This window comes from Turicibacter sp. GALT-G1 (genome assembly GCF_025594995.1).
Taxonomy (GTDB): domain Bacteria; phylum Bacillota_I; class Bacilli_A; order MOL361; family Turicibacteraceae; genus Turicibacter; species Turicibacter bilis.
The window spans coordinates 50770-63492 of the sequence record NZ_JAMQUS010000007.1 but is presented as its reverse complement, the minus strand read 5'-3'; the positions used below and the strand labels follow the sequence as shown (position 1 = coordinate 63492).

Annotated in this window: 13 protein-coding genes; 10 read left to right on the top strand and 3 right to left on the bottom strand. The window is 34.0% G+C overall.

The features are described 5' to 3' along the window. Positions 1–164: 164 nt before the first annotated feature. The gene (locus NEH74_RS01250) at positions 165–1211 is read left to right on the top strand and encodes an alpha/beta hydrolase family protein (protein ID WP_055305400.1); all 1047 of its coding nucleotides are present in this window, start codon (positions 165–167) and stop codon (positions 1209–1211) included. Positions 1212–1378: 167 nt separating this feature from the next. Here the strand turns inward: NEH74_RS01250 and NEH74_RS01245 are convergent, their stop codons facing one another. Next, positions 1379–1981: a DUF445 domain-containing protein gene (locus tag NEH74_RS01245; protein ID WP_055305401.1), complete on the bottom strand. Its 603-nt coding sequence runs from the start codon at positions 1979–1981 to the stop codon at positions 1379–1381. Between the two features lie 306 nt (positions 1982–2287). Here NEH74_RS01245 and NEH74_RS01240 point away from each other — a divergent pair, with 306 nt between their 5' ends. Both NEH74_RS01240 and NEH74_RS01235 read left to right on the top strand, forming a co-directional pair. After that, positions 2288–2572 (top strand): hypothetical protein, encoded by a 285-nt coding sequence (locus tag NEH74_RS01240; protein WP_070099785.1) that lies wholly within the window; start codon positions 2288–2290, stop codon positions 2570–2572. Continuing rightward, positions 2572–2985: a YtxH domain-containing protein gene (locus NEH74_RS01235; RefSeq protein WP_055275402.1), complete on the top strand. Its 414-nt coding sequence runs from the start codon at positions 2572–2574 to the stop codon at positions 2983–2985. The genes NEH74_RS01240 and NEH74_RS01235 overlap by 1 nt, the downstream gene beginning before the upstream one ends. 174 nt (positions 2986–3159) lie before the next feature. Here NEH74_RS01235 and NEH74_RS01230 read toward each other — a convergent pair whose 3' ends face one another. Further along, positions 3160–3654 (bottom strand): DedA family protein, encoded by a 495-nt coding sequence (locus NEH74_RS01230; RefSeq protein ID WP_055275404.1) that lies wholly within the window; start codon positions 3652–3654, stop codon positions 3160–3162. Positions 3655–4012: 358 nt separating this feature from the next. On the opposite strand from NEH74_RS01230, the gene NEH74_RS01225 reads away from it, so the two are divergent. The 5 genes from NEH74_RS01225 (at position 4013) to NEH74_RS01205 (ending at position 8928) form a co-directional block, all read left to right on the top strand. Next, positions 4013–4312 (top strand): ArsR/SmtB family transcription factor, encoded by a 300-nt coding sequence (locus NEH74_RS01225; protein WP_055242256.1) that lies wholly within the window; start codon positions 4013–4015, stop codon positions 4310–4312. A gap of 5 nt (positions 4313–4317) precedes the next feature. Further along, the gene (locus NEH74_RS01220; RefSeq protein ID WP_055242258.1) at positions 4318–4716 is read left to right on the top strand and encodes an arsenate reductase ArsC; all 399 of its coding nucleotides are present in this window, start codon (positions 4318–4320) and stop codon (positions 4714–4716) included. A 13-nt stretch (positions 4717–4729) separates the two neighbouring features. Beyond that, on the top strand, positions 4730–6058 hold the full coding sequence (locus NEH74_RS01215; protein WP_055305402.1) for an MATE family efflux transporter: 1329 nt from the start codon (positions 4730–4732) through the stop codon (positions 6056–6058). After that, on the top strand, positions 6042–8351 hold the full coding sequence (gshAB, locus tag NEH74_RS01210; protein ID WP_055305403.1) for a bifunctional glutamate--cysteine ligase GshA/glutathione synthetase GshB: 2310 nt from the start codon (positions 6042–6044) through the stop codon (positions 8349–8351). Before NEH74_RS01215 ends, gshAB begins: the two co-directional genes overlap by 17 nt. Positions 8352–8685: 334 nt before the next feature. Next, positions 8686–8928, top strand: coding sequence for a hypothetical protein (locus tag NEH74_RS01205; protein WP_147614361.1), 243 nt, complete (start codon positions 8686–8688; stop codon positions 8926–8928). 237 nt (positions 8929–9165) lie between these two features. On the opposite strand, the gene NEH74_RS01200 is transcribed toward NEH74_RS01205, so the two are convergent. Next, positions 9166–9987 (bottom strand): hypothetical protein, encoded by an 822-nt coding sequence (locus NEH74_RS01200; protein WP_055275412.1) that lies wholly within the window; start codon positions 9985–9987, stop codon positions 9166–9168. Between the two features lie 549 nt (positions 9988–10536). On the opposite strand from NEH74_RS01200, the gene NEH74_RS01195 reads away from it, so the two are divergent. Both NEH74_RS01195 and NEH74_RS01190 read left to right on the top strand, forming a co-directional pair. Then, positions 10537–11700, top strand: coding sequence for a hypothetical protein (locus NEH74_RS01195; protein WP_055305404.1), 1164 nt, complete (start codon positions 10537–10539; stop codon positions 11698–11700). A 172-nt stretch (positions 11701–11872) separates the two neighbouring features. After that, a complete protein-coding gene (locus NEH74_RS01190; RefSeq protein WP_055242270.1) occupies positions 11873–12649 on the top strand; it encodes an endonuclease/exonuclease/phosphatase family protein in 777 nt (258 codons plus the stop codon). Positions 12650–12723: the final 74 nt, after the last annotated feature.

The following is a 12723-nucleotide window of genomic DNA, read 5'->3' as shown; positions in this document are numbered from 1 at the left end:
ACTATATGAATTATATTTAAACTCAAAAGCATCTGTTTTAGACTTTAAATTTTATCGACTCATTCTTGAAATTAATGGTAATTGGGAGTTTTTCATAGAATAACTATAAAATTCATACATATAATCTAGCAAGCAATCCGTGAGAAAATGAGGAGGGAGCTAGATTGAGGCAGCGAAAAAAGTACCTCGTGATTGGTTTACTAACTAGTATCTTCATCTTTTTTGTAATCCCGATGACGATTAGTGTGATCATCTATGAAAAGCAGTTTGGTAGTCGTAATGAAACACCCCAACATTTAAAATATGAGGTTTCTGATTTTGAAAATTTAGAGCAAACTCCAGCATACTTTAAGTCAAATCATGATCAGTTATTGGCTGGATATGTCTATACCAATCCAGAAGTCGTCCATCCGAATGGAGTGATTATTGTTGCTCATGGATTAGGAGCGGGACATAATACATATTTACCTGAAATTTATTATATGACTCAAAATGGTTATACCGTTTTTGCTTATGATGGGACAGGGAATGATGAGAGTGAAGGAAAAAGTATTGTTGGACTTCCACAAGCGGTGATTGATTTAGATTATGCAATTAACTATGTAAAAGACGATGAACAATTTGACGGCTTACCTATCATGCTTTACGGTCATAGTATGGGGGGGTATGCCGTAATAGCTGTGTTAAATCATCATTTAGATATTACAGCAGTTGTTGAACGGTCTGGTTTTTATGAATCGACAGACATTATTGATGAGCTTGGAGGTCGACTGTTTGGTTCAGTCTTTCATCTATTAAAACCTTATTTTAGGTTGTATGAACATCTTAAATTTGGGGAGTATGCGAGTTTAAATGGCTTAGAAGTTTTAGCAAATACGAATGTTAATGTCATGTTTATGCATAGTAAAGATGATGAGGTAATTAGTTATGATCAATCCTTTTCCAAGTATGAAGCCTTATTTGGAACGAGAGGCAATTTTAAATTTATTAGTTATCAAAATCGAGGACACGATGTTGTTGTGGATGAAAGGTTAAATCAAACGCTACGCACTCAAATAGAAGAAGAGTATGGTTCCTACCACGCAATGCCTAAAGAAACTCGTCAGATGTATGATGATGTCTTATATGATGTAGAAAAGCGACTAGATTTATCGGTCATGCAACAAATCATCGATTTTTATAATCAATGGATAGTCAAAGAGTATGAATAAGAAATGATCATGACAAGTGATTATTTTAATGTCATCTTCATTGATGTCACATAAAATGTTATTAGCAATTAGTTTCATCAGTTGTCTTAAGTCCGAGATTTAGTTCATAAGAGTAAAAGTTAAATCGAAGTAAAAAAGACTGTATCAAATGCGATACAGTCTTTTGTTTATAAATACATTAAAATAACTCCTTGAACGAGTCCGATCAGGCCTCCTAGACAAAAGCCTAGCCATTCAATATGTCGAAGTTCTTTTTTGGCCACTTTTAAGATGATTTGTTCAAGTTCTTTTAAATCTAGAGCATTAATATTTTTTTCAACCAATTGCTCGATATTTAAGCGGGTTTGAACGATATCTTTAATATTAACAATGACTTCATTTAATCCTTGGTCGACTTCTTCATCTATCATCTGATCAATTGGTCCTTGAATCATCGCCTTAAATGGAAAGGGAACCATCGACATTTTTTCATCAATTACAGTTTTGATTTTTCGTTTGACGTAGCCTTTAATTTCTCGGAGGTCTTCATCAGTGACGGTCTCATCAATCAATTCCTCAACGGAAAGTAATTCGTGAGCAACCACTTCTCCAATCGTTTTAGCAAGTTCTGCGCGACGTTTTGGTATTAAACCAATGAGAACGAATGGGGTAAATGGGATTTTAATGGGGTGAAGGGGACGGAATAAAAGCTTAATAGCAAAAATATTTGTAATCCATCCAATTAAGGCCCCTACAATTGTTAAAATAAGGATGGTCATCATGTGATTCATGTAGCTTCCTCCTAAACGAAAATATCCTTCATTTTAACATAAGACTAGGTAAAAAGTAAAATAGCTTGTTTGAATAGATAAGCTGTCTGATGCTGAATGGGGATATTTGTGAAGAAGGGGGATAATAAGAGCTAGATTAATTTTCTTCTTGCATAGATGAATACTAATGGAAGTCGACATTTTTATACGGTAAAATAGACTATAAAATGTAAAAATTTCTAATGAAACGCACGAAGGTGTTGAATCAGTTTTTGAACCGGTTTATAATACAAGCAGAGTCATTAGGAGAAAGAAGGGCAGATACACTTGACATTGTATGATTGGTTAATGCTCACATCAATTGCATGTTTAATTGTCATCACTTTTTCAGGCACTTTTTTACTAAATCGTGCGCGAAAAAATATTGATCAGCAAACACTTGAAATTAAACGTAGTACGGAGCAGTTAAAAGCAATACCTGAGTCAGTAACTTGGGAGATGCATTCAAAGCTGAATGAAATGAAAGATCGTCTAAAACTTAGTTGGCGCATTTTTATGTTTGTTAGACGTCAAAGAAAGAAACGAAAATTAAAAAAGAGGATGATGAGTTAATGAAAAAACGTTATATTTTCGCACTAGGAGCTTTAGTTGGAGGGGCGGCTGCTTTATTTTTAGCACCTAAATCAGGGAAAGAATTACAAGCCGATTTATTAGAAAAAGTGGAAGATTTACAAGATAAAATTAAAGATTTTGATCAAGAGGCGTTTAAGACAACTTGTAAAGAACAGCTAGAAGAAATTAAAACATCGATTACTAATTTTGATTTCTCAGAATCGATTCAAATCATTGAAGAAAAATTTAAAGCATTAAATGAACGAGTAGCAAATTTAAAAGTGGTGATTGAAGAACATCAAACTGAAACAATGCCACCATTAGCTTTAGCTGATGAATTAGAAGATGAAAAAATGCTTGAGACATTACAAACATTAGAAGACTTAGAAGAAGTTGAAGCGTTAGAAAAATAGGTTGTTTGTCGACTCGTATGAGTAAAGAATTTTTATAAATGTAATCGAGAGGAGTTTAACTGCTTTTTGAGCGGTTTGATTCCTTTTATTTTTTTGTCCGAAAGAAGAGGGGGGAGAATGTCACCTACACCCCATAGTATAGAATCTAAAAAAACCTCCGATTGGAGGTTTTTTTTATGAATAAATGGCGGTTAAATATCCAATGAATAGCGTAATAAAATTCCATACTGTGATTCCAGCAGCAGAATAAATGAGATAAGTTTTAAATGGAATTTGGAAAACTCCAGACATGAGTGAGATAAAGACGCGAACAGTAGGGATAATTCGTCCAGTAAAGCACATCATGGCTCCATAACGTTCGCTTAATTCGCTAGCTTTATCTAGTCCTCGTTTGGCTAAAGGAAACTTTTGATAAAAGTAGTTATACATTGAACGACCGAATTTTCGAGCCACGATATAATATAGGAGACAACCGCTAATACTCCCAAGAAGCGTCATGACCAAAATAAATAAAAAGCTAAATGGGCTCTGTTCGATAAAAAAACCGATTGCCGGCAAAATGATGTAAGAAGGAATTCCAGTTAAGTTTAAGGCTTCTAAAAACATAATGACAAAAACGAGCAGTGGCCCATATTGGTCTAAATAATTCAAAATATCAGATGATAGCATGATTCATTCCTCTACTTATAAGTTTTAAATTCATTATAGCATAAATTAAGTGAGGAAGCATCTTAACATTTTCTCTGAACTTATGTCAGTAAAGATAAGTTTGTACAGCTTAAAAAATTTTAGGACCTGCAAGTGAGGATACAGTGTCTTCGAATATAGTCCGCTTTAGTATTAAAGCAAATCACCAACTAGAACTGATTTAGAAATATAGAATACATTTCTGTTTCTATCTAGTGGTTGAATCACTTGAACTGAAAATACACTTTAAAGGGGAGTATTTAAATTGACAGACAATTTAATTTAAGTTAATATATTCCCATAAGAGAATATTCTTGAATTGGAATATAAGGAGGTAACTATGACCTATGTTGATGTTTTAAAAGCATTAGCAGATGAAAAAAGACTTCAGATCATGTGCTTATTAATGCAAGGAACAAAATGTGTCTGTGAAATTGAACCGGCTTTAGAGATTTCTCAGTCTTCCACATCCAAGCACCTTATCAAGCTAAAGCAAGCAGGTCTAATTCAATCAACCAAGCGAGGACAGTGGGTCCATTATTATATACCAGAAAATGTATTTATCCGCTATCCGTTTGTTGCACAATTAATTCAAGAAGTAAGTGAGCAATCTGCTCATCATAAGGAAAGAATGGAGTAGTTAAAATGAAAAAAGTAGCATTTGTTTGTGTTCATAATTCATGCCGTTCACAAATGGCAGAAGCGTTTGGAAAAGTATTAGGTTTAAATGTCTTCGAGTCTTATTCTGCAGGAACAGAAGAACGTGATTGTATTAATCCAGATGCCGTTCGCATGATGAAAGAAATTGGGATTGATATGACTTTAACACAGCGTCCCAAGTTATTAAGCGAAATTCCATCAGTAGATATTGTAATTACTATGGGATGTAATGTAAAGTGTCCTCATTTACCATGTACACATCGAGAGGATTGGGGACTTGAAGATCCAAGTGGAAAAAGTGATGAAATCTTTCGTCAGACACGCGATGTGATTAAAGAAAAGATGGAGGATTTAGTCGAGCGTATTCGAAGAAACGAGTTATAAAAGAGGTGTGGCTATGAAGAAAATTGATTTAACACAAGGAAAAGTCGTTTCTGTCTTAGTAGCCTTAGCTTTACCTATTATGGCGAGCTCAGTGTTACAACTCACGTATAATCTGGTAGATATGCTTTTAGTTGGACGATTAGGAAGTGACGCCGTTGCAAGTATTGGAACGTCAAGTTTTTTAATTGGAGTAGCCAATGCCATTCAAGCGTGTATTGTGATTAGTACTGGGATTTTAGTTTCGCATGCTATTGGACGAAAAGATGAAGAAGAACAATCAAAGTATTTAAGTACGGGGTTTCGTCTTAATTTATTATTTGGATTGTTTTTTGCTCTGTTTGTTATTTGGATAGGAAAGCCGTTTATTTCGTTTTTAAATGTTCAAAATGAATGGGTTGAGTTACAAGGCTATGCCTATTTAGTCGTCAGTTCACCAATGTTAATCTTTTCATTTTTTAATTTTTGGTATACGCGTGTTTTTAATAGTTTTGGACAAAATAAAATGGCATTAAAAATTAGTGCCATTGGGGTTGTTTTAAATATCATGTTAGATCCACTCTTTATTTATACCTTCAAACTAGGCGTTTTAGGAGCAGGGTTAGCCACATTAATCGCTAATGTGGTCATGACACTTTGTTTTTATATCAAATCAAAACAGTTGTTTCAGCTAGATTTAACCGCTAAATATGGAGTTTCAACGTATCTGAAAATGATTCGACTTGGACTTCCGATGTCTTCTCAACGACTGTTATTTACTCTGGTTAGTATCTTCTTAGCGAAAATGATTACGTCGTTTGGCACAGAGGCTATTGCGGCACAAAAAATTGGCTTACAAATTGAATCAATCACGTATATGGTGATTGGTGGACTAAATGGTGCGATTGCGAGTTTTGTTGGACAAAACTATGGTGCAAAGAATTTTAATCGGATTAAAGAAGGGGTACGAGTGGCAATCATCATAGGATTGCTTTACGCGCTCTTAACAACGGTTTTATTTTTAGTGTTCCCTAAGTCGTTGGCTCGATGTTTTGTGACGGATAGACAAACGATTGAAATTACTGCTAATTATCTGCGAATTGTTGGCTTAACTCAAGTCTTTATGGCAATTGAAATTATTTTTAATGGAGCCTTTGTGGGATTAGGGATGCCTAAAATTCCCGCTACGATTAGTATTGTTTTTACAGCAGCACGAATTCCAATGGCCTGGCTATTTACTCAATGGATGGGTGTGAATGGAATTTGGTTGAGTATTAGTGTAAGTATGGTATTAAAAGGTATTTTAGCAGCTTATGTTTATTATAAAAAAGGAAAGGAGGGAATCATGGATGTTGCTGCAATTTAAAGAAGAATTACATAAAGAAGATTTGTGGTATGCTAATTTTGGAATCGAGCGTGAAGGACTACGTGTGACACCTGAAGGAGAGTTAGCGTTAACCCCCCATCCAAAAGCTTTTGGGAACAAACTGTCAAATCCGTATATCACCACTGATTTTTCAGAAAGTCAAATTGAAATGATTACCCCAACTTATTCAACTGTCGAAGAAGCTTACCAATTTTTAAATGCGCTTTATCAGATAACCGTATCTGAATTAGAAGATGAATATTTATGGCCACAATCGATGCCTTGTCTCATTAGTATGGAGCAAGAAATTCCAATTGCCCTTTATGAAGAGGGTGAAGTCGGAAGGGCCGCAATGAATTATCGCCAGGCATTGCTTGAGAAGTATGGAGGAAAAAAACAACTGATCTCAGGCATTCATTACAATTTTTCATTTAATGAATCGTTAGTTCAAAAGCTATATGAAGCCAATCATCACGAATTAGAGTATCGATTGTTTAAAGATCAAATCTATTTAAAAGTGGTGCGCAACTATATCCGCTATCGCTGGTTATTGATTTATCTTTTAGGGGCATCACCGGTTGTGGATGAGAGCTACTGTAGTGAATGTCGCGTCTCATCAAAGGAGGTTGCCCCACATAGTTACTCAAAATTAGGTGCAGTTTCTTTTAGGAATAGTCCATGTGGTTATCAAAATCACATGCCGATTTATGTTGATTATACAGATACGGCACATTACGTTCATTCATTAAATGAGTATATTGAACGTGGAGATATCTCGAGTTTTAAAGAGTTTTATAGTCCAATTCGCTTAAAAGCAAAAGATCCTATTCATTTAATGGAATCACTACTTCAGGATGGAATTGAGTATATTGAAATCCGTTCCATTGACTTAAATCCCTTTGAGGCGACTGGAATTTCATTGGCAGATTTACAATTTATCCATTTATTTATTCTGTTTTTACTTGAAATGGATGAGCGAGAATACGACCAGTGGCAAGAAGAGGCGACTGAAAATGAACGTCGAGTGGCAATGGATGGATTACAATCAGAATTATGGTTGATTCAAAATGGTCAGGAGATTTTATTGTCAGATTGGGCACAATCTATTTTAGATAAAATGCAAACAATTAATGAGACATTTTCATTTAATTTAGATGATATTTTAGAAGATAAACGTCATCAAATTTTAAATCCAAATGAAACGATTTCGGCAAAAATGATAGAGCTTGTTTCTGATAGTGATTATGTGAAGGTGAATCTTGAATTAGCTAAAGCCTATCAAGAGAACGTGTTGGATCAGCCTTATTCCTTAGCTGGATTTGAAGATTTGGAGCTATCTACACAAATCTTGATCAAGGAGGCCATTAAACAAGGCATTCACATAGAAGTGCTTGATCGCTCAGATAATTTCATCTGCTTAAAGAAAGGGAAGCGGGAAGAGTTTATTCAACAAGCAACTAAAACATCATTGGATTCTTACAGTGCGGTATTAGCAATGGAGAATAAGGTGATAACAAAGAGGATGTTAAGGGATAAAGGGATTTCTGTTCCGATGGGAGAAGTATTTACCTCTTTACCAGCTGCATTAGCTTCATATTCGCAATTTATTAATCAACATATTGTAATTAAGCCGAAAAGTACAAACTTTGGTCTTGGGATTACAATGATTGAACAATTGAATTCGAAAAAATGGTTTCAGCAAGCACTCGAGATTGCTTTTAACCATGATCAAAGCGTAATAGTTGAACAATTTCAAAGGGGTAATGAGTATCGTTTCTTAGTGATAGATGATGAGGTTGTTGGTGTTTTACAACGAATTCCAGCTAATGTAACAGGTGATGGAATTCATACGATTGAACAGTTAATTCAACAAAAAAATGAACACCCAATACGGGGAGTAAATTATAATCGCCCGTTAGAAAAAATTAAAATTGATGCTAGTTTACATCTTTATTTAGAGGCGCAACAGCTAACACTTACCTCTATTCCTAAACTAGGTGAGAAGATTCAATTACGAGAAAATTCTAATATTAGTACTGGTGGAGATAGTGTTGACATGACGGATCAAATGCCTTCACGTTTTAAAGAGATTGCTAGAAAAGCAGCTAAAGATTTAAATGTTGCCATTTGCGGGGTTGATATGATTATTGAGGATTGGCGAGATGAGTCATCTAACTATTCTATTATTGAAATGAATTATAATCCTGCCATTCATATTCATACATATCCGTTAATCGGAAAAGGTCGTCCAGTGGCTCAGTCCATTTTGAAAGCTTTAAATTTCATTAGTTAAAAGAGGTTATCTCAAAATGACTAAAATTTTATAGTCATCGAGAGATAACCTTTTTTTATTAGTTCATGCTTTAATGAGTATAGGAATTTTTGAAGCATAAAAAGTTAGAGCAAAAAAAGATAGCTTCAAAAGAATGATAAGAGTAGGAATCCTGGGTACGTTTAAGAATATTAAACACATAATTCTTAAATATAACATGCGTTAGGATAGTCTATATTGTTAAAACCTTAGAAAGTAGCATCGTTCATTTTGTTGTTTTACATTTTTGAATGCATGATTAATTAGGTTTAGCGTTATATTTAGTTTAAATAGGGGGGATATCGGAATAAGAGAAATGATATGTTATAAATTGCATCAACCATTTTCATTAGTAGGATTTGAAGATTTAGACGTAATGACACAAAGTTTGATTAAAGAGGTCATCAAACAAGGAATTAGTATGGATGGTTTAAGTGATCTGAATAACTTTACGTCTTTGAACAAAAACAAGCATGAAGCATTTATTGAACAAACTAATAACAATTTATTTGAGTCTTATGGTGCAATGTTGGGGATGGAAACAGGAGATAGAGAATAAAAGAATGGTAACACATCATGTGATTTCGACTTTAAGTAAAGAGAGGATTATCATTTTTTAAGATGAACTAAGGGTATAATTTTCTCATTCACTTGAGATTGTAAAAATGATATAAGAAAAAATAAACCTAAGAAAAAAGCATTGATATACTTATTTTCTTAGGTTTTTAATAATAAAGTCTTTTAAATTTTTTTAATTCGATGTATTTTCTTAGTTGTTTACTCTTAGATTGTTCTTTTATTGGGTGACTTGCTCGATTTCATCTAAAATTCCACTTAAACGAAGGGCTAACTCATCGAGTTGAAGTGCTTTTAAATTTAAAGCGTCTTCCGTAGCTAATTGTTGTTGTTTACTTCTTTTGAACTGGGCAGTCTCATCATTTTCAACCGCGATATAATTGGCTTCAAAGGCTTGTAATAGTTCCTTTGACTGTTGAAGCTTCATTCGAATCATAGTATTCGTATAGCCAGATTGTATCATTTCAGAAGCAACACTCATAACAGAATTAACATCGTGTTGAGCTAGTTCATCATCCATGAGTCTAAATGCAGTTTGGAGTGAGGTCTCATAAGTAGGTTCATTTGGATTTGTCATATATTGCTCAACGGCATTGGTAGCGTGGCTAATTACATAAAGAACGTCCTCAATCACAGAATCTTGTGATTTTTTTTGAAGTTGTTTTTCAAGTTGTTGTTGAATTTTTGTTAAAGGATTTAAAATTTGAATCGAAATCGATTCTATATAAGGACTGATTTCTTCCACTAAAATATTTCTTTGAATCATCAATTCGTCGATCTGTTGTTTTAGGGTTTGAATTTCAATTTCTAAATCTTCACGTTGTTCATTGAGAAGTTGGAATTGCGAAGTAGCATTTACTAATGTCGAAGTCTGATTTTCCAATAATTTAGAAAGAGGGGTTGAAACAGTCCGACTTGAGTCGAGTCTAATAGAGGACTCTTGAATCAACTCAGGCTTAAAGGGAATTCTTGTGGTGTAAAGACCGAAGAGAGTGAATACACCTCCTAGAAAACATAACGGTATAATTTGTTTAATTTTCATGATAGCCTCCCAAAAAAACTAGTTTTTAATATTATGGTCGATTTAGTGGAATCTTTATCATAAAAGTTAAAAAATTTCAAAATTATATTTATTCGTTTATGAAAAATGTTAAATTGATAGGTGATAGGATGTTAGGTTGGAGATGAGGATGATGAAAAAAAGTAATAATCAGCTTTTTAAGACTATAAAGTCTCTAATCTAATTGGGATTGTGTTTGTGTTTTTATCCGCTTGTATTCAGATGTTATTTCTGCCAGGGTTAGGTCAAACTATTGATACATTAGTTTGAATATGGGCGAATGATTCAAATCGGTAATCACGAGGGGCTTATGAAAGGTTTAGGATATGATGTTCATTTGTTTTAAACGTCAAAAAATATACAATTATGTACTTGAAAACCATAGTTAAACTGTGGTTTTTTATTTTTTGGAATTATTTTCAATAATAGATGATGAAATGGTAAAAATTGTGTCAGGTTTTGTCGTTGAATAAGGAGTGCTTTTTAAATATAATGAGGTTATGAGTTAAAGTGAGAAAAGGAGTCAAAGAAATGAATCAAGAAAAACGAAAGGTCAAATCGATTAGCCTTGAAACCTTTGTGTTTTTAGGTGTTTTATTAGTTGGATTTGGTTATATTGGTAACAAAATGGGCGTGGGAATCATGTTTAGCGTCATTATGGAAACAGCCCATGACTTATTATTAGATACGGTGTTCTTTATTATGGCACTTGCAGTCCTAGCAGGAGCACTGAGTGCCTTATTATCTGAATTTGGAGTCATTACCTTAATTAATAGATTATTATCAGTGTTTATTCGTCCTTTATATGGATTGCCAGGGGCAAGTATTATTGGAGCGATTGCTACTTATTTATCAGATAATCCAGCGATTATTTCATTTGCTAAAGATAAAGAGTTTCAAAAATTTTTCAAACGTTACGAAGTTCCAGCTTTATGTAACTTAGGAACAGCATTTGGAATGGGATTAATTGTGACAACATTCATGATGGCGCTTGGATCAGATTTCATTGTTCCTGCTTTAATTGGAAATGTTGGAGCGATTGTTGGAAGTATCATTAGTGTTCGATTAATGCTTCATTTTACAAAAAAATATTATGCCAATCAACCACAAGAAGAAAGTAACGAGGAAGAAGTTATTGAACGACTAGATTACCGTGAAATTCGTGATGGTAATTTATTCCAACGAGTGTTGGATGCGATGCTTGAAGGTGGGAAAGCCGGGGTCGAGATGGGATTATCGATTATCCCAGGTGTGTTAATTATTTGTACCTTTGTGATGTTGTTAACATTTGGACCATCGACTGATCCAGTAACAGGAGAAGCTGTCTATTTAGGAGTCGCTTATGAAGGAGTCGCTTTACTCCCAGCGTTAGGTGAGAAATTAATGTTTATTTTGAATCCATTATTTGGATTTACAAATGCTCAAGCAATCGCTTTTCCAGTTACATCGTTAGGAGCTGTTGGAGCCGCAATGTCTTTAGTTCCACGATTTATTACTGAAAATGTGATTACTCCAAACGATATTGCCGTTTTCACCGCAATGGGAATGTGCTGGAGTGGATATTTAAGTACACATGTTGGGATGATGGATGCCTTAGGTGTGCGTAAATTAAGTAGTAAAGCCATTATTTCTCATACGATTGGTGGAATTGCTGCAGGAATGGTTGCGCATTTCTTGTATTTATTATTTGTATAAAAAGTTGCTATTTTGGCAACTTTTTTTATATACAGTAATAATGAGGAAGAGGTGACTTTATAAAAAACAGGAAAAAAAGTAGAGGCGAATATATCACAACGTGTTATAATAATCTTATGAAAAATAGGGGGGATTTAGTAATTTTTATGATTTAAAGAGGAGTGAGTGTAAGATGAGAGTTATGACGTTTAACCTTCGTTCAGATTCGATTTTTGATGGGAAAAATCGCTGGAATAGTCGAAAGGAAATTGTATACGATATTTTAGATAAATATGCATGTGATATTATTGGATTACAAGAAGTGACATTAAAAATGCATGCCGATTTAGAAAATAAATTACATGATTATCAAATTGTTGGACAAGCAAGAAGTAAAAAATTCTTTGTTGAACATAATAATATATTAGTTTCCAAACGTCATAAAATTTTAGATCAAGAGACGTTTTGGTTATCGAATCAGCCTAAAAAAATAGGAAGTTCCATTTGGTATTCTATTTTTCCTCGTATTTGTACAACCGCAAAGATTCAATTAGAGGAGGGAATGATTGTTCGCGTTTATAATACTCATCTGGATTGTTATCTATCCCCTGCACGAGGATATGGACTGAAAAAAATTATGAGATATATCGAAAAGCAACAAGAGTTTGAAAAACTTCCCGTCATTTTAATGGGGGATTTTAATGCGAATCCTAATCATCGATTAATTAAAGGCTTTTTTGAAGGTGAGTTAAATACTCAACAGCTGATTGCGGTACAAGAGATTGATCGATCGATTTATCAGCAAGCAACCATGGGAGGCTTTAAAGACCGTCATCACGGCATGCATTTAGATTACATTTTTGTCTCACCTGAATATGAAGTCTTGAGAACACAAATTGTGAAAGATAATGTGAATGGGAGATTCCCATCTGATCATTATCCATTATTGGCAGATGTTTGTTTAATTTAGCAGAGAAACTAATGATAAAAACAAAAAAAGATACCATAATTAAAGTGTGACATTATAATAAATGTCTTGAAGAA